The sequence below is a fragment of the Clostridium sp. AF34-10BH genome (assembly GCF_003478095.1).
Lineage (GTDB): Bacteria > Bacillota > Clostridia > Lachnospirales > Lachnospiraceae > Acetatifactor > Acetatifactor acetigignens.
Genome location: NZ_QUEC01000011.1, coordinates 90,720 through 107,621 on the forward strand (window position 1 = coordinate 90,720; position 16,902 = coordinate 107,621).

Below are 16,902 nucleotides of genomic sequence, written 5' to 3' on the forward strand. Positions count from 1 at the left end.
CCCCTGTCAGAGGCCATCATAAACAGCCATGGTATTCTAAATAGTTATCATACCACAGTACTTTGTCACTTTACAAGATTGCTCCGCCAAAAATACACGTCACCCGTAAAAAATTAAGGTTTTATTTAGATTTCATCCTCTGCCCATGCAAGAGCACATTTCACCGCACGATGCCAGCCCTTTAACAGTTTCTTGCAGTCTTCTTCATCCATTTCCGGTGCAAAGGATGCTCCGATCTGCCAGTTCTCACGGATCTCATCACGATTCTTCCAATAGCCTACCGCAAGTCCTGCCAGATAAGCCGCTCCCAGAGCAGTCGTCTCGATACATGCCGGACGGCGTACCTGGGTGTTGACGATATCTGCCTGAAACTGCATGAGGAAATCATTGGCACTGGCGCCGCCGTCTACTTTCAGGCTCTTTAAATCAATGCCGCTGTCCTTCTCCATGGCTTCCAGCACATCTGCCGTCTGGTATGCGATGGATTCCAGCGTGGCCCGGATGAAATGTTCCTTGGTACAGCCTCTGGTAATGCCGACGATGGTTCCTCTGGCATACTGATCCCAGTAGGGGGCTCCCATGCCCGCAAATGCCGGAACAATATAGACCCCTGCGGTATCCGGCACATGCTCCGCATACTCCTGGGACTGTGCGGAGGTCTTAAGCATACGCATACTGTCTCGAAGCCACTGGATCCCGGCACCGGCTACGAACACGCTGCCCTCCAGGGCATATTCTACGTTCTTGCTTGTGCTGGCAGCAATAGTGGTCAATAGACCCGACTGGGAGGTAATGGCTTCGTGTCCGGTGTTCATTAATAAGAAGCAGCCGGTTCCGTAAGTGTTTTTCACTTCTCCCTGCTCAAAGCAGCACTGTCCGAACAGCGCCGCCTGCTGGTCTCCCGCCGCACCGGCAATAGGAATCTCGCCGCCCAGTACAGAAGCATCGGTCCTGCCGTAGATTTCGCTGGAACAACATACCCTGGGCAGCAGGCTCTCCGGGATATGAAAATGCTTCAAAATCTCCTGATCCCAGCAGAGATTATGAATATCGAAAAGCATCGTACGGGAAGCATTGGTATAATCCGTTACATGTACGGCACCCTTGGTCAGATTCCAGATCAGCCAGGTATCTACCGTACCGAAAAGCAATTCTCCCAGCTCTGCCCGTTCTCTGACACCGGGTACATTATTCAGGATCCAGGCAATCTTGGAAGCACTGAAATAAGCATCCGGGATCAAGCCGGTCTTCTTCCGGATGATCTGATCAAAGCCGTCTTTTTTCAGTTCCTCGATCATATCGGAAGTACGGCGGCACTGCCATACAATAGCATTGTATACCGGTTCTCCGGTATTTTTATCCCAGAGGATCGTCGTCTCACGCTGGTTGGTGATGCCGATGGCCTCGATCTGGTCATCGGTGATACCCAGCACCGCCATACTTTCAATGGCCACTCCCAGCTGGGAGGACCAGATTTCCATAGGGTTATGCTCTACCCAGCCTGGCTGGGGATAGATCTGTGTGAATTCTTTTTGTGCCATGGAACAGATATTTCCCTGTTTATCAAACAGGATACAGCGGGAACTCGTGGTTCCCTGATCCAGTGCCATGATGTATGTCTTTTTCTGTGTGTTATGTGTATCTCCCATTGTGTTATGTAACCTCCCGTTGTTCGTTCCAGGCTCTGCCCATAGCATATCCCAATCGTGTCATTGGAATATATTGTGTCCATTGCCCCAAATATGCTCTATTCTCAATAGTTCTGTCCTCTGTCACCCGCGAAACGACCTGGTTGCCACTATATTGACACCCGTGTCAGCTACGTTTTCCACAATGACATCTCCTACATGAATGGGTGCAGCCGCAGTGACATCTGCCAGGGCTTTCATGCAGTCATCGATCCTGCCTTTGGGAATATCGGAAGCCGTCTTCACGGATACTACTGTGTCCGGATACCCTTCCACACGCACGGTGGAGGTGACGATCCGGGTAGGATTCGTGACTTCTTTTTCTCCGTAAGCCGCCCCTCTGGGGCACCGGTTGCCGGTCACTGTGACACTATTGTCACCTTCTATGGTCACAGTCAGAGCACACCCCACCGGGCAGCAGATACAGGTCAGTTCTCTTTGTGTTGTGTTCTTCTCTGCCATCGTCTCACCCTCTTTTCTGTCGGATATATTCCACTGCATAGTTTCCAGCCTTTTCCGCTTCTGCGGATACATGGTCTACCAGTTCATGGACGTGGAGCACATTGCCGCAGGCGAAGACGCCGGGAATACTGCACTCCAGATTCTCTCCCACTACCGGTCCTCCGGTCTTGCCGTCCATATCCGCTCCTAAGCCCCTGGTCAGTTCGTTCTCCGGGATCAGCCCGCAGGATAACAACAGCGTATCGCAGGGAACCTCCCACTCGGATCCGGGGATGGGTTTTCCATTATCGTCCACTTTTGTCAGGGTCACTCCCTCTACACGGTCTCTGCCGTGAATCTGTGCCACGGTAGTATTCAGATACAGAGGGATGTTGAAATCGTCCAGGCACTGGACAATGTTACGCTTCAGTCCGCCGCTTTGGGGGCGAAGCTCTGCCACGCACTGTACTTTGGCACCTTCCAGCACCATACGTCTCGCCATGATAAGTCCGATGTCTCCGGAACCAAGGATCACCACACATTTACCGGGCATCCGCCCTCTGATATTTACATAATACTGTGCCGTTCCGGCGCTGTAGATGCCTGCCGGTCTGCTGCCGGGGATATTCAGTGCTCCCCGGGAACGTTCTCTGCATCCCATAGCCAGGATCACGGTCTCCGTCTCGATTTCCAGCAGCCCGTCCTCTTTGTTCATGGCGGTGACTTTCTTGCGTCCATCGGAGCGCAGGGAAATATTTGTTACCATGGTATTCAGCAGATAAGGGATTTTTGCTTCTTCTGCCATGTCAATATAACGTTCCGCATATTCCGGTCCGGTCAGCTCCTCTTTAAAAGTATGCAGTCCGAAACCGTTGTGGATACACTGGTTCAGAATGCCTCCCAGTTCTCTGTCACGCTCTAAGATCAGCACTTTTTCACAGCCGGCCTTTCTCGCAGACAGCGCTGCCGCCAGTCCCGCAGGACCTCCTCCGATGATGACGATGTCTTCTGTGCGTTTACTCATGGAGTGCCTCCTTTCCGACAGGCGCCTGTGTCCTCTTCCATGTTCCGCCCTCTCCGGGTGCGGTGTCTTTATTTTTACCGGTCAGAATCTCTGAGCCGGTTCCTTCCTTAGTGATCTGTGCCGGATCGAGATGCAGTTCTCTCGACAGGATTTCCAACGTCTTCGGGGAACAGAAGCCCGCCTGACATCTGCCCATACCGGCTCTGGTACGGCGTTTGACACCATCCAGTGTCGTTGCTCCTACTGGGCGGTGAATCGCTTCCAGAATCTCTCCTTCCGTCACCAGCTCGCAGCGGCAGATCACATTGGCAAACGCAGGATTTTCCCGGATCAGTGCTTCTCTCTCCTCTTCCGTGGCAAGTGCCATGCTGGGAATGCCTTTTCTGCTGTCAATAAAATCCGTCTTACGTTCTGCGGGATAAATATTATTAACAATCCGTGCCACATACTCGCCAATAGCCGGTGCACTGGTGAGTCCCGGAGATTCAATACCTGCCACATCAATAAAGCCGGGATGTCCTTCTGCCTCGCCAATGAGAAAATCCGATTTTTCCGCAGGTTCTTCATGTACCAGATGAGCTCGCAGTCCGGCAAAAGAAGTGATCGTCTGTCTGCCGTCCAGGGCATCCACGCTGTTGCTTCCCAGGTTCAAAACCTTCGCCAGTCCCTCTGCCGTGGTGTCCACATCCTGCTTATCCGGAATATCCTCCGCTGTCGGACCTACCAGCAGATTGCCATGGACAGTAGGAGTTACAAGGATACCTTTACCCATTTTAGAGGGCTGTTGGAAAATAGTGGAATTTACCAGATCGCCACAATTTTTGTCCATCAGACGATACTCGCCTCTGCGAGGCACGATGCGGATCTTCTCCTCACAGATCATATTGTGAATTTCATCCGCATAGACACCTGCCGCATTGATGACGATGGGTGCCACGAATATCTCACCATCCACCTGCACCTGATACATCCGTCCTTCCTTCGCAGGTGGGTTCTCGGTCCATACCGGTCTCTGTTCCACGATAGCTGTCACCTTGTGGTCACGATAGAACTCTACGCCGTTTTCCGCCGCATTTTCTGCCAGCGCAATATTCAGTCCGAAGGGACAGACGATACCACCGGTGGGGGCATACAGGGCTCCTACGATGTCACGGGACACCGCCGGCTCCATTGCCCAGACTTCCTCCGGGGACAAAAGCTTCAATTCTTTTACCCCGTTCTCCATGCCTCGCTGATACAGTTCTTCCAGACCGGACATGGCATCTTCTTCAAAGCATAACACCAGGGATCCGTTCCTGCGGAACGGGAAGTCCAGCTTCTTCGACAGTTCCTCCATCATTTCATTGCCCCGGACGTTTAACTGTGCCTTGAGAGTCCCCGGTACTGCATCATACCCCGCATGCACGATACCGCTGTTGGCTTTGGAAGTACCTTCGCAGACATCACTTTTCGCCTCCAGTACAGCAATCCTTAGCTTTCCCTTCGCCAGTTCCCTGGCAATGGCGCAGCCACTGACTCCGGCGCCGATAATGATCACATCATAATCCTTCATAACCTCGCCCTGCCTTTCCTATGTTTACATTTATATTTGAATGTCCACCTTTACCTTCTGAATATCCGTTTTCTCTTTATGAATGTCCATTTTTTATTTGTCGCAAATGTCTCTTTGCTATTTATTTTACCATATTCTGCGGGAAAACACGACCGAAAACCAGCAACACTCTGTGTAAAATGTAGTCGAAAAAACCGGACAGCAATCGCTCACCATCCGGTCTCTTATTATTGTTCTATTTTTCTTCTATAATTGCATATCCCATACTCCCAAGCTTTCCGGCTTCATAGGATTCACTCAAAAGCACGCTGCCCTTTCCCAAATACTCCCGCAGATCAATCGTTGTGCTGCCATTATTGAGACAGACTGTAATCTTGTGATCTCCCCAGGTTCTCTGATAGATATATCCTCCGTCATGATCCATATATCGCAGAGTGTAATCTCCATAGGTCAGCTCCTCATGTTCTTTACGAATAGCAATCAGCCGGGAAAAGAAATCATCCTCTCCATCCTGCACCTTTTCCCAGGGCATGGGCCCCCGCAGTGTTGTCTCGCTACTGCCGTCCATTCCCAGTTCATCCCCATAGAATACGCAGGGAATTCCGGGAGAGGTAAACAGGAACACTTCTGCCAGCCGGAATCTTCGCAGATCTCCCTCGCAGTACGACAGGAACCGGTTGACATCATGGCTGTCTAACAGGTTTAACTGCCCACGCAGCGTTCCGGTACGATATCGCAGTAGCATCTTCACGATACGATCATGAAATTCCTCTGCGGAAATTTTCCGAAGGGCAAAGAAATCACGACAGTTCTTCCGGAAATCATAATTCATGGTGGAATCAAACATGTCTCCGTTCAGCCAGGTCTCCGAGCTCTCCCATATCTCCCCTATCATAACACTCTCCGGATTTTCCTCATGAGCAGCCCTACGAAAATCTCTCCAAAATCCCCGATCCACTTCATTTGCCACATCCAGACGCCAGCCATCCACCTTAAATTCCCGAATCCAATAACGGCATACTTCCATAAAATAAGCTCTTTCCTCCGGATTAGAAGAATTCAGCTTCGGCATCTTCCGCTCATAAGCGAAACAACTGTATGTCGGCTTTTCTTCTTCCGTTGCCGGGCGTATCACCGGAAACTGCAGCCGATAAAACCAGTTGACATATTCGGAGCTTTCTCCTTTTTCCACCACATCGCTAAACTGCGGGAAATACCAGCTGCAATGGTTGAACACACCGTCAATGACAATGTGCATTCCTTTGTTGTGAATATCCTGCACCAATTCCCGGAACTCTTCGTCCGTTCCCATATTGGGGGACACATGAAAATAGTCTAGCAGGTCGTATTTATGATACTCTCCCGCCGTGAATACCGGGTTCAGGTAGATACAGTTGAATCCCAGCTTCTGAATATAATCCAGATTCTCCCGGATCCCCTGTATGGTTCCGCCTAGACGGCTTTTCAACCGGATGCCGTTCTGCCATTCCATCTCTTTTCCCTGTCCTACGATCTCGCGGTGTCCGCTGGCAAAACTGTCCGGGAAAATATTGTAAACGATTGCCTCCCGGAACCACTTCGGTTCCTCACAGATCTCTTCTCTGCGGATAAACGGATACTGGTAAAATTCGCTTCTCTCTACCGGAAGATATTTTGCGCAGATATCTGCATAATAAAACGTCTCTTCCGGGTCTTTCAATTCAAAATAGTAGCATACCCTGTCATACGGAGTCTCAAAAGTTGCTTCATAATAGTCAAAATGCATATCCGACAGTATCTTCTTCATGTACACTGCCGTAAACACAATAGGATCACCGGGTTGTACGCGGTCTCCGTACCACAGAACACAATCTGTCAGATTATCCTTCGCCACCCGGATACGAATTGTAAGATTCATCTCACTGTTCGCAAATGCATACTGCGACAGCGGTATATGTAAAATTGCTTCTTGTAAAATCATAAGTTCCTCCTGCTTTTAACCTTTGACACCTCCCGAAGACAGTCCCGATACCATGTATTTCTGCACCAGGAAAAACAAAATCAATACAGGAAGTGTTGTCAGAATTGCCGCTGCCGAAAAAAGCGGCCAGTTACGCGTATAGTCCGTAGCCTGCAGAGAATACAGCGCTACCGCCAGTGTATTTTTCTCCGCGCCTGACAAAAAGACTGTGCTGAAAATATATTCATTCCACACATAGATCACCACCAGAACAGAAGAGATGATGATGCTTGGCCTTGCCAGCGGCATGACGATCTTCGTGATCAATTGTCTGTCATTCACACCATCAATTCTCGCTGCATCCTCGATAGCCTCAGGAATACTGTCAAAATATCCCTTCATATTCCAGAAAACAAAAATCGCCATACTTCCCGCATAGATAAATACCAATCCCATATAAGAATTCAACAGATTCAGAGTCTTGATAATCCGATAAATTGCAAACATGGAGAGAATTGCCGGGAACGCATTTAACACCAGTAAAATATATAAAGTCCTCTTTCGTCCGGCAAACCGCATTCTGGAAAATACATACGCAGCCGGCACAGCCACCAGCATAGTTAGCAGAACGGTCAGTGCGCTTAGCAGAAGACTGTTCACAAACCATCTCCCAAAAGGTCTCTCCGTCAGGATCGTAATATAGTTATCCATAGTGATTGTCTTCGGCAAAATATGAAATTCTGTGGAAATAATACTGTTACTCCCACTGATAGATATACTGAATGCATACAGGATAGGAATCAGTGTCAGGAAAGAAAGTAAAATGAATCCTATATTCAGCAATATCAGCTTTACTTTTTCTTTAATTTTTTTCCCTGTCATATTCCCCTCACTGTTCCGAGATTGAAAACTCCCTTCGGTTCATGGTCTTGTAAAGCACCAGTATAATCACAAATACAATAAACGCCACAGCGGATGAATATCCATAGTTGCTGGTAATAAACGCTTTTTCATATACATAGGTGATTACCGTATTAATATCTGCACCAGTCTTCGAACCGGTCTGCATCGTCATCAGATACACAATGTCAAACTGCTTAAACGCCGTGAATGTAGCCATAATGATCACCGGCATCAGAATGGGAAGAATCTGTGGAATGGTCACATAGAAATGTTTTTTCCAAAATCCCGCACCATCTAATTCCGCACTTTCATAGATATTCCGGTCAATACTCTGCATGGCACCGTCCATCATCGTGAACATATACGGAACTCCCAGCCACAGGTTCACCACCAGACAACTGATAAATGCCATACCGTTTGTGGACAGAAAATTTACCGTTTTGCCTCCAATCTGTTTCAGTATCTGATTAAACAGTCCGAATTCCGTATTAAAAATTCCCATGCGCCATAACAGAATTGATACATATGCCGGCATCGCCCAGGGCACGATCAGCAGAGTCTTGTAGACCCTTCTCAGTTTTAATCCCTTCGCATTCAGCCCAACGGCAACGAAAAAGCCAAAGATCAACTGTAATGCCATACTGGATACAGTCCATAATAGAGTCCGTAAAAAAGCAGGAAGAAATCCAGAATCAAAAGCCAGCAATGCCTTTTTATAATTGTCCAGTCCAACACAATGATAATCCTTCCAATGATAAATACTCATATTGGTAAAGGATATTTCTACGGTATACAATAAGGGCACGACAATCATCAACCCTACAATGATCAGAAACGGCATACTGTAGAACCATGCTTTCTTCTTTCCTCGTTTCATCCTGCTTTCACTCCTTACCTGTCATTACATCTGCAAATTACTGCATTGCAGAAATCTGTTCCAAAGCTTCCTTCTGATGTGCATCGCATGCCGTCTGCACATCCTCTCCACGCTTATTCACTGCTGCCAGCAGGTCATCTGTCACTGACCACATCACATCCATTTCCGGAATGTTGGGCATAGGTACTACATTGTTTGCCATAGTCTTCAGTGCCATGATCATTTGGTCCTCTGACACAGATGCATCTTCATAAGCTTTACTGTTGGCAGGTGCACAGCTTGCGGCATTTGCCAGTGCCACACCGGTCTCCTTGGATCCAAGTACCTTCAACACTTCTGCCAACGCCTCCTTTTTCGTCTCTGCTGCATGCTTCAGTACATGAACGCCCTGTACTCCGGAAAAAGGTGTCAGAGATGTGCCGTTCGGCAGGACCGGCATCGGCGCAATTCCTAGGTCAATACCGGCTTCTTTGATACCCGGTACCAGCCAGGGACCTCCGATAGTACTTGCTGCTTTTCCTTCCGTAAACAGAGTTGTCACGGTATTGTACTCACCATCTGCCGGCATATATGACACAAACTGCTTATGATATTCCATAGCTTCTACCGTCTGGGGCAGATTCAATCCCGGCTCTCTGTTCTCATTGATCAGATAACCGCCAAAGCCCTGGATCCAGGCTGCTGCATTATAGGAAGTGGAATGCTGCTCGACAAATACATACTGATCTGCCGTGGTCTCATTCTTCATAGCTTCCTCCTTTTGATAAAACGTTTTTCTACTTTTATAAAACACAGCGCTATGTTTAAAAAGTATTGAATCTTCTTTGCGAATTCGATATACTAAAAATAGCAGACCGCCTGCGAAATAGCAACGAAACAGCCCATAAAAAATGCACAATTTACGCAAACGTTTTACCAATGGAGGATCTCAGATGGCAGCAACAATCAAGGATGTAGCCAAAAAAGCCAATGTATCTATTTCCACAGTCAGCCGAGTACTGAGCAATCAGATGCATGTCTCTTCTTCCACTTATAAGCGAATCCAGGATGCCGTAGCCGAATTGAATTACATTCCCAATTCTTCCGCAGTATCCCTGGTTAAAAAAAGCAGCACAACTGTCCTCTATGCTGACAGTTTTTACAAGGGACGCCCCTACGAGAATCCCCATATGTTCGACATTATCTCCGGTTCGTCCCATGAATTACGCAAAAAAGGATATTTTCTCGGCTTATTGGATCTGGATCGTTCCAAAGAAAAAGCTGAAGAGCAGATCATCAATGCCATACAATCTAAAAAAGCAGATGGCATTCTGATCAACGGTTATTACGTAACTCCTGCAATTGAGAAAGTACTATTAGCCACCGATTTCCCGCATATCTGTATCGGAAAACCCTCTTTCGACTCCATGCTGTCCTGGATTGACACCAATCATTCTCTGTCTTCTAATCTGGCAATCACTCACCTGGTCTCTCTCGGGCATAAAAAAATTGCCTTCGTCGGCGGTTCTGACAAAGACAATATTTACAGAGATCGTTTCCTGGGATATCGGCTGTCTCTGGAGCGCAACAATCTCTCACCCCGAGATGCTTATGTCATCCCTACTTCTTCCAATCTGGAAGAGATCATCCAACATACCACGGAGCTTCTGCGACTACCGGAACCTCCCGACAGCATTCTGTGCTTTAACAGCCTTATCGCCGTCGGCGTCATCCAGGCAATCCGTCAGTTCCGCCTGCGCATTCCGGAGGACATTTCTATTGTCTCCTTCGACAATTACCCTTATGCACCTCTGATCACACCATCTCTGACTGTCGTGGATATTGATATGTACAGTCTTGGCACCCGTGCCGGAGCATCTCTGCTGAAAAAGATACAGAACCCGGAGATGCTGATCCAGACCTATACCGCCTTGCCACATTTGATTCAACGAGACAGCACGGTGTTACACAGTGAAACATAATTCGTATATATCCTTAAATCTTGCGGAAAATGTTCCGAATTTTAATAAAGACCATAGCTTTTCACTTAACATTTGCTCATTAGAATTAATCAGCAGACTGGCTCCTTCATCATCATATGCGATATCAAAACAATATTCTTCCTGCTCAATCTGCTTTCGTATAGAAATCATTTATAAAATCTCCAGTCTGATAGTTTCCATCACCATGTTTGTCTTTGGCAGTTCATATGCATATTCCATAATTTGTGTCATGTCCATTTTATGGATCAGCTTTCTATAGTTACTTATTATTTCTTTGTATAGATCAAAAGAAAATTTGCGCTTATTACGTATTAATTCAATCAGCAGTCTCTCTTCATTATAAATTGTTATATCCACTCCATCATACTCTATCGTTGTCTTCCCCATTTCAAAAGCATTACTGTTCTCATAAATCTGCTTCACCCGTACATCTTCAATTTTTCTATTACTTTTGGGCGTTGCGACATAATAATGATCCGGTATGGTGTCGGTCAGTCCATAATAATAAAATGCGCTGTTAAGTGTCAGTATTGCATTCGGATCTTTTTTCATGATGATCTCTAATTCCGGCACATACCTATCCTCTGAATAGAGACCATTTTCTGTTATAAATAGATGACCTTCCTGTATGTTTTTTTAATTCGATAATCTGTACCATATTTTTCCAGACATTCATGATATGATAATAACATATTCCCCTCCTGGTTTTAGCTATTGTAGGTAAAATATATTTTTTACCTGTTTCTATTTCAATATCATCATAACTTATTATATTTGTCCCTATTTACCTTTGTGTGTCTAATATCAAGACAGTATAATTATGCATTTCACGAATTGCGTATGCAGTTAGAAAATCAAGTAGTCCAAATTCAAATACAATCCTAAGAGGCTTTTCAGATAATCTGGAGAGCCTTTTTATATTTTTAGAAACGTTAAGTTATTATTTTGTTCTTGTGTCTATAAATATTATAATGTCTATACTTCATGTAGTTGTACATTTAAGGCAATGAATACACATCTTAGGTAATGTCTATGAACCATTTTTTCAACACCTCAATATAGAAAATATAATTTATTTTTGAAAGGAACATTTTATGGAAAGCAAATCACAGACATTAGTTTGGCTGTAGTGCTTTTTATCAACATGTGTTAGACTACTGTTATACAAAATCGATATTTGTGGAGGTAAAGAGTGTATGAAAAAGGAACTGCGTATTCTGGTTATTTTAATTGCTGTGTTATTGGTAGGAACAGTAGGTTACTATTTCATGCCAAAGAAATTCGGTAAGAATGTAAATCCTTCTGAGGTAGACCATATAAATGTGTTCGATGGAAATACAGGAACTGGTTTTACTATCACCGATTCAGAAGATATCGAATATATAGTGGCGAATATTCAAGGTATTTCAATGAAAAGAGATGGCATTTCACTTGGAAGAACAGGATACAGTTTTAAAATTAGTTATATAAACAGCAACGATAAAGATATCATACCTGTATTTATTCTCAATAGTGATAATACAATTTGTAAAGATCCATTTTTCTATAGATGTGATGGTGGATTGTGCTTTGATTACTTAAAAGCATGTGAAGAGAAATATAAAACTAATGCAACAGAATCTATAGAAGAAAAATAACTTATTGCTGATAAATGTTTTGATGGGGCGATGGTTTTTACATTGATAATAATGGTAATTATTTTATTGGTTTTGATACCTGTAGGAATTGTTGTAGATAAAAAGATTGAAGCTTATTTTGAAAATAAGAGAGAACCTTAAATTCTTATTTATGGAGGTATATATTATGAGAGTAATCATTTCAATCATTCTTATGGTAATTGCAGCGTTGGTCGGTTTTTTCTTTGGTGCTGGAATGAACGAAGCAATGGGTGGAGCAATACTACTTTCAATGATTACAGGTTTTGCTTGCACTATTAATGCTATTGAAAAGAACAAGAAGGACTGACAACTTCCTGTTTTGAGAATTGAGAAAATCGGGATTTGTAGAATTAGTAAATCTCGATTTTGGGAAATACAAGAATGTGTCTCATTATGGTTTTAATGCGGTTTGTAAGGAGAAACAATATGATTGGGTTTGTTATATGGTCACTTTTGGGAGTGTTTATAATTGGATTAGGAATAAAAGATATGTTTTCTAAGAATCCCGTTGGATTCTGGGCTAATACCGAAACAATAAAAGTAAAAGATGTTAAAGGTTACAATCGTGCGAGCGGACTATTGTTTATAATCTATGGAATCATTTTTGTTATATTAGGAATTCCGCTGTTAGATGGTCAAAATACACCATACGTTCTGTTGTCGGTTATTGGTGTGATGGTGGAAACAATTGTAATTATGGCTGTTTATAGTTTAGTTATCGTTAAAAAGTATGAAGAGAAGTAAATAACTTTGAAGTTGCAAGGAGGAAATTATGAAATTTATGCAAACAGAGAAAAAACAGCTATTGATTTATGTGATTATAGCATACGGAATCACATATGTAATGGGACTTCTGATGTGGTATGGCTATGGAAAAGGTCTTGATCTCAGCGCTTTTCCAAATGCGCAGATGCTGTATCCAGCAGCAGGTGTGATGATGGCTTATTTAATTACCAAAAAAGGAGATAAAAATCTTCCAACGGCTTTTTTCATATTCTTTGTAGCTCTCACGGCGGTGCTGGTTGTCTGCACGGCGGCTTCTGTTCTGGCTCCCCAAAATAGAGATCTGATGAGCATGCCATATTCTCAGTGGGCAACGATCATGGAGTACGTTATAATAGGTGGCAGCGTTATTTTCTGGATTCTTCTTCTGCAATCCGGTAAAGAAAAGCGCAGATCCTATGGACTGAACAGCGAACATTGGAATATATCTATTCGTATGATCCTGTTGTTTATTGGATTATATCTTCTCAGATTTGTGATTGCCTGTGCTCTGAGCGGCCAGCTTTCTGAATTTGGCAAAATAATGGCAAATCCTACTACCTGGATCATTTTTTTTACTGTTTTGGTAAACTTTTTCCTGTCAGTAGTGGCATTCTTTGGAGAAGAATACGGATGGAGATATTATCTTCAGCCTCTTCTTCAGAAAAAATTTGGACTAAAAGGCGGCGTAATCCTTTTGGGCTGTGTGTGGGCTGTATGGCATCTGCCAATAGACTTCTTCTATTACACTACGCCGGATATGGGGCTGACGGCTCTGGCAAGCCAGTTTGTTACCTGTATTTCACTGGGGATTTTTATGGCATATACTTATATGAAAACCCAGAATATCTGGGTTCCGATAATTATTCATTTTCTGAATAATAATATGGTGGTAGTTTTTTCAGGAACGTACTCTGCGGATGTACTTCAGAATCAGCAAATCCACTGGGGAGCTATTCCTGTGGCACTGGTAATGAATCTGCTGATCTATGGATGGGTGATCTTTCTGAAGCCATTTAAGGAGAAAAAAGCATAATATTGAATTCATTCAAATTATTTAGAACAATTTGCAGGAGTACCTGCATTTTTAGGAATAGTTATTTTAATTTCATGTATTGCAGATTGGATGATATTTGCAAAAATTGAAGTGGCATAACTTATAATAGGTTAATCATAATTGTAATCAAAAATCAATGTCCATTCTGTGGCAAATCATTAAGGGTTGTACCTATAAATAGTGAAGAATATTGTCCACACTGTGGTTGTAAAATAGAACAGGAGCATAAGAAAATTCAAGTTTGTAACGGAGGTATTTGCTATGAAAGGAATTAAGGTTGAGTTATTGGGGATTGCAACAATACTTTTAGGAATTGCTGTGACAACAAATAATTTCTTTGGATATGTCCTAGGTTTTCTTGGATTTGGCGTCGCTGTAGCTGGCTGTTTTCTAAAAGATAAGCACTAATAACTTCCAGTTTGGAGAATCGAAAAAAACGGAATTTACCTATTAGGACATATAAACTGTTGACAATAAAGCTCCTATATAGTATGTTTTTGATAAACTACTATATAGGAGATTTTGTATGGAAATGAATGGAGGATTTCTTGTCACCAAAATAAAACAGCTTGGAGACCGGATTTTCGAGAAGATTCTCAGTGAAAAGAATATTGATGCGTTTAATGGAGCCCAGGGACGTATTCTTTATGTGCTGTGGCAGGAGGATGGTATCTCAATCAGGTCACTCTCGACTAAATGCGGATTAGCGATAACATCTCTTACTACAATGCTGGAAAGAATGGAAAATCAAGGGCTGATAAGCCGTGTTCAGTCTGAAACGGACAAAAGGAAAACACTCCTGTTTCTGACTGAGAAAGCACATGCCTTAAAGGGCGAGTACGATTCTGTATCTGATGAGATGGGCAGTATTTACTACAAAGGTTTTTCAGAGGAAGAAATTACCCGGTTTGAGGAATGTCTCGACCGCATCAGAAAGAATCTTGAGGAGTGGCAGAAGTCATGAGTATTTGTATCAAAGATCAGATTCAGAACATGAATATTGTCATTGGCTGCACAGTGGGGTGTACATATTGCTATGCCCGCAACAACGTGAAACGCTGGCATATGATTGATGACTTCGCTAACCCTGAATTCTTTCCGGGTAAGCTCAAGATGATGGAAAAGAAACGTCCGCAGAACTTTCTTCTTACCGGGATGAGCGATCTCTCCGGATGGAAGCCGGAATGGAGAGACGAGGTACTTGCAAAGATCCGTGAAAATCCGCAGCATCAGTTCCTGTTCCTTACCAAGCGACCTGATTTGCTGGATTTTGATACCGATCTGGAAAACGCATGGTTTGGCGTTACGGTGACGAGGAAAGCAGAACTGTGGCGTATCGATGCCCTTCGGAAAAACGTCAGAGCAAAACATTACCATGTTACCTTTGAGCCGTTATTCGACGATCCCGGCACAGTTGACCTTTCCGGAATCAATTGGATCGTTGTCGGCACCATGACCGGAGTTCAGAACAGGAAGATTCATACGGAGCCGGAATGGGCATGGTCTCTGGCGGACCAGGCACATAAGCTCGGCATTCCGGTGTTTATGAAGGAAGACCTTGTCCCTATCATAGGGGATGAAAATATGATTCAGGAAATGCCGGAAGAATTTAATAAAGTGTTAGAGGTACAGAAATCATGGAAGAAGTAATAAATGGAATCCTCATTCGTGAGGTGGAAACAAAGAACATCATGACTAAGTCTAGTCTGCCGGTAGGCGGTTACTCGGTCAATCCCTATGTGGGCTGTACACATGCCTGCAAGTATTGCTATGCTTCTTTTATGAAGCGCTTTACCGGGCACAAGGAGGAATGGGGCACTTTCCTTGATGTGAAGCATTGGCCGGAAATTAAAAATCCGAAGAAATATGCCGGACAGCGGGTGGTCATCGGTTCTGTGACAGATGGCTACAATCCACAGGAGGAGCAATTCGGGAATACCAGAAAACTTCTGGAGCAGCTGATCGGCAGTGACGCAGATATTCTGATCTGCACAAAGTCTGATCTTGTGGTACGGGATATTGATCTGCTGAAAAAGCATGGACGAGTGACCGTTTCATGGTCGATCAACACACTGGATGAAAATTTCAAGAACGATATGGACTCTGCTTCAAGCATTGAGCGTCGTATCGCTGCTATGAAGCAGGTATATGAAGCAGGGATCCGTACAGTCTGTTTCGTATCCCCGGTATTTCCCGGTATCACGGACTTTGAAGCGATCTTTGAGCGGGTAAAGGATCAGTGCGATCTGTTCTGGCTCGAAAATCTCAATCTTCGAGGCGGTTTCAAAAAGACAATTATGGATTATATCGCCGGACAATATCCTGATCTTGTACCACTTTACGACGAGATCTATAACAAGCATAACCGCAGCTACTTTGAAGCACTTGAAGTAAAAGCTGAGAAAATGGCTAAGAAGTATGATTGTGCCTTTGTGGATAATGAAATGCCTTATGGCAGAGTCCCGCAGGGGCATCCGGTGATTGTAGATTATTTCTATCATGAGGAAATCCGTGGGACAGAGAATACCGGAAAAAGAAATCGCTAATTTCCAGTTTGGAGAATTGAGAAAATCGGAATTTGACGAGGTAAGTAATTATGGATGTATGCAGTTTTATTAAGGCTGTGTTGGCTCAAGATGAGAACACAATCAGAAGTTTTTTTCACAAAGATGCGTATGTGAATTGGCATTGTTCCAACGAACACTTTACGGTCGATGAGTTCATTATTGCAAACTGTGAATATCCAGGTGATTGGGATGGAACAGTTGAACGAGTTGAAGTGATAGGCGATTTATTCATCACGGTAACAAAAGTTTATCCCCAAGATAGAAGTGTATATTTCCATGTGGTGTCATTCATAAGAACAGCAAATGATAAAATTACGTCAATGGATGAATACTGGGCTGATGATGGAAATCCTCCACAATGGAGAATAGATAAGCACATAGGCACACCAATTATATAAATTCAAGTTGAACAAAATCGCTGCGCGATGGCCTGCCAAGGCTGTGGCGCAGCT

At 44.1% G+C, this 16,902-nt stretch carries 18 protein-coding genes and 1 pseudogene; 10 read left to right on the forward strand and 9 right to left on the reverse strand.

The window, feature by feature from the left end; translation table 11 throughout:
* Window positions 1-125: 125 nt before the first annotated feature.
* The 8 genes and pseudogenes from glpK to DWZ61_RS09410 all read right to left on the reverse strand — a co-directional run bounded on the left by glpK (window position 126) and on the right by DWZ61_RS09410 (window position 9,217).
* The gene (gene glpK, locus DWZ61_RS09375; RefSeq protein ID WP_118538187.1) at window positions 126-1,649 is read right to left on the reverse strand and encodes a glycerol kinase GlpK; all 1,524 of its coding nucleotides are present in this window, start codon (window positions 1,647-1,649) and stop codon (window positions 126-128) included.
* A 123-nt stretch (window positions 1,650-1,772) separates the two neighbouring features.
* The gene (locus DWZ61_RS09380) at window positions 1,773-2,150 is read right to left on the reverse strand and encodes a DUF1667 domain-containing protein (protein ID WP_118538189.1); all 378 of its coding nucleotides are present in this window, start codon (window positions 2,148-2,150) and stop codon (window positions 1,773-1,775) included.
* A gap of 19 nt (window positions 2,151-2,169) precedes the next feature.
* Window positions 2,170-3,153, reverse strand: a pseudogene (locus DWZ61_RS09385) (FAD-dependent oxidoreductase); the annotation flags it as partial.
* The gene (locus tag DWZ61_RS09390) at window positions 3,146-4,705 is read right to left on the reverse strand and encodes an NAD(P)/FAD-dependent oxidoreductase (RefSeq protein ID WP_118538191.1); all 1,560 of its coding nucleotides are present in this window, start codon (window positions 4,703-4,705) and stop codon (window positions 3,146-3,148) included. The gene DWZ61_RS09390 and the pseudogene DWZ61_RS09385, both read right to left, overlap by 8 nt.
* Window positions 4,706-4,940: 235 nt before the next feature.
* The gene (locus DWZ61_RS09395) at window positions 4,941-6,665 is read right to left on the reverse strand and encodes a glycoside hydrolase family 13 protein (RefSeq protein WP_118538193.1); all 1,725 of its coding nucleotides are present in this window, start codon (window positions 6,663-6,665) and stop codon (window positions 4,941-4,943) included.
* Window positions 6,666-6,680: 15 nt separating this feature from the next.
* Window positions 6,681-7,526 carry an ABC transporter permease subunit gene (locus DWZ61_RS09400; protein WP_117465990.1) on the reverse strand — a complete coding sequence of 282 codons (846 nt, stop codon included), beginning with the start codon at window positions 7,524-7,526 and terminating at the stop codon, window positions 6,681-6,683.
* A gap of 7 nt (window positions 7,527-7,533) precedes the next feature.
* Window positions 7,534-8,424, reverse strand: coding sequence for a sugar ABC transporter permease (locus tag DWZ61_RS09405; RefSeq protein WP_118503177.1), 891 nt, complete (start codon window positions 8,422-8,424; stop codon window positions 7,534-7,536).
* 37 nt (window positions 8,425-8,461) lie between these two features.
* Entirely contained in the window at window positions 8,462-9,217 is a 756-nt protein-coding gene (locus tag DWZ61_RS09410; protein ID WP_279220494.1) for an extracellular solute-binding protein, read from the reverse strand.
* A gap of 139 nt (window positions 9,218-9,356) precedes the next feature.
* Between DWZ61_RS09410 and DWZ61_RS09415 the strand changes: the two genes are divergently transcribed.
* Window positions 9,357-10,385: a LacI family DNA-binding transcriptional regulator gene (locus tag DWZ61_RS09415; RefSeq protein WP_182427042.1), complete on the forward strand. Its 1,029-nt coding sequence runs from the start codon at window positions 9,357-9,359 to the stop codon at window positions 10,383-10,385.
* 171 nt (window positions 10,386-10,556) lie between these two features.
* Here the strand turns inward: DWZ61_RS09415 and DWZ61_RS09425 are convergent, their stop codons facing one another.
* Entirely contained in the window at window positions 10,557-10,979 is a 423-nt protein-coding gene (locus DWZ61_RS09425; RefSeq protein ID WP_118503181.1) for a hypothetical protein, read from the reverse strand.
* A gap of 623 nt (window positions 10,980-11,602) precedes the next feature.
* Here DWZ61_RS09425 and DWZ61_RS09430 point away from each other — a divergent pair.
* The 9 genes from DWZ61_RS09430 to DWZ61_RS09460 all read left to right on the forward strand — a co-directional run bounded on the left by DWZ61_RS09430 (window position 11,603) and on the right by DWZ61_RS09460 (window position 16,848).
* Entirely contained in the window at window positions 11,603-12,043 is a 441-nt protein-coding gene (locus tag DWZ61_RS09430; protein WP_117465994.1) for a hypothetical protein, read from the forward strand.
* 166 nt (window positions 12,044-12,209) lie between these two features.
* Window positions 12,210-12,371, forward strand: coding sequence for a hypothetical protein (locus DWZ61_RS19730; protein ID WP_015554547.1), 162 nt, complete (start codon window positions 12,210-12,212; stop codon window positions 12,369-12,371).
* 119 nt (window positions 12,372-12,490) lie between these two features.
* Window positions 12,491-12,808: a hypothetical protein gene (locus DWZ61_RS09435; protein WP_117465995.1), complete on the forward strand. Its 318-nt coding sequence runs from the start codon at window positions 12,491-12,493 to the stop codon at window positions 12,806-12,808.
* A 28-nt stretch (window positions 12,809-12,836) separates the two neighbouring features.
* On the forward strand, window positions 12,837-13,862 hold the full coding sequence (locus tag DWZ61_RS09440; protein WP_117465996.1) for a CPBP family intramembrane glutamic endopeptidase: 1,026 nt from the start codon (window positions 12,837-12,839) through the stop codon (window positions 13,860-13,862).
* A 282-nt stretch (window positions 13,863-14,144) separates the two neighbouring features.
* A complete protein-coding gene (locus tag DWZ61_RS19735; protein WP_181968682.1) occupies window positions 14,145-14,291 on the forward strand; it encodes a hypothetical protein in 147 nt (48 codons plus the stop codon).
* Window positions 14,292-14,409: 118 nt separating this feature from the next.
* Window positions 14,410-14,847 carry a radical SAM mobile pair system MarR family transcriptional regulator gene (locus DWZ61_RS09445; RefSeq protein ID WP_004853467.1) on the forward strand — a complete coding sequence of 146 codons (438 nt, stop codon included), beginning with the start codon at window positions 14,410-14,412 and terminating at the stop codon, window positions 14,845-14,847.
* Window positions 14,844-15,533: a radical SAM mobile pair protein A gene (locus tag DWZ61_RS09450; RefSeq protein ID WP_117465997.1), complete on the forward strand. Its 690-nt coding sequence runs from the start codon at window positions 14,844-14,846 to the stop codon at window positions 15,531-15,533. Before DWZ61_RS09445 ends, DWZ61_RS09450 begins: the two co-directional genes overlap by 4 nt.
* Entirely contained in the window at window positions 15,521-16,429 is a 909-nt protein-coding gene (locus tag DWZ61_RS09455) for a radical SAM mobile pair protein B (RefSeq protein WP_117465998.1), read from the forward strand. Before DWZ61_RS09450 ends, DWZ61_RS09455 begins: the two co-directional genes overlap by 13 nt.
* A gap of 50 nt (window positions 16,430-16,479) precedes the next feature.
* Window positions 16,480-16,848, forward strand: a complete 369-nt coding sequence (locus DWZ61_RS09460; RefSeq protein ID WP_117465138.1) for a nuclear transport factor 2 family protein — start codon at window positions 16,480-16,482, stop codon at window positions 16,846-16,848.
* Window positions 16,849-16,902: the final 54 nt, after the last annotated feature.

Coding starts and splice junctions, on each gene's coding strand:
- glpK (WP_118538187.1), bottom strand. CDS start 1,649: ATGGGAGATACACATAACACACAGAAAAAGACATACATCATGGCACTG.
- DWZ61_RS09380 (WP_118538189.1), bottom strand. CDS start 2,150: ATGGCAGAGAAGAACACAACACAAAGAGAACTGACCTGTATCTGCTGC.
- DWZ61_RS09390 (WP_118538191.1), bottom strand. CDS start 4,705: ATGAAGGATTATGATGTGATCATTATCGGCGCCGGAGTCAGTGGCTGC.
- DWZ61_RS09395 (WP_118538193.1), bottom strand. CDS start 6,665: ATGATTTTACAAGAAGCAATTTTACATATACCGCTGTCGCAGTATGCA.
- DWZ61_RS09400 (WP_117465990.1), bottom strand. CDS start 7,526: ATGACAGGGAAAAAAATTAAAGAAAAAGTAAAGCTGATATTGCTGAAT.
- DWZ61_RS09405 (WP_118503177.1), bottom strand. CDS start 8,424: ATGAAACGAGGAAAGAAGAAAGCATGGTTCTACAGTATGCCGTTTCTG.
- DWZ61_RS09415 (WP_182427042.1), top strand. CDS start 9,357: ATGGCAGCAACAATCAAGGATGTAGCCAAAAAAGCCAATGTATCTATT.
- DWZ61_RS09430 (WP_117465994.1), top strand. CDS start 11,603: ATGAAAAAGGAACTGCGTATTCTGGTTATTTTAATTGCTGTGTTATTG.
- DWZ61_RS19730 (WP_015554547.1), top strand. CDS start 12,210: ATGAGAGTAATCATTTCAATCATTCTTATGGTAATTGCAGCGTTGGTC.
- DWZ61_RS09435 (WP_117465995.1), top strand. CDS start 12,491: ATGATTGGGTTTGTTATATGGTCACTTTTGGGAGTGTTTATAATTGGA.
- DWZ61_RS09440 (WP_117465996.1), top strand. CDS start 12,837: ATGAAATTTATGCAAACAGAGAAAAAACAGCTATTGATTTATGTGATT.
- DWZ61_RS19735 (WP_181968682.1), top strand. CDS start 14,145: ATGAAAGGAATTAAGGTTGAGTTATTGGGGATTGCAACAATACTTTTA.
- DWZ61_RS09445 (WP_004853467.1), top strand. CDS start 14,410: ATGGAAATGAATGGAGGATTTCTTGTCACCAAAATAAAACAGCTTGGA.
- DWZ61_RS09450 (WP_117465997.1), top strand. CDS start 14,844: ATGAGTATTTGTATCAAAGATCAGATTCAGAACATGAATATTGTCATT.
- DWZ61_RS09455 (WP_117465998.1), top strand. CDS start 15,521: ATGGAAGAAGTAATAAATGGAATCCTCATTCGTGAGGTGGAAACAAAG.
- DWZ61_RS09460 (WP_117465138.1), top strand. CDS start 16,480: ATGGATGTATGCAGTTTTATTAAGGCTGTGTTGGCTCAAGATGAGAAC.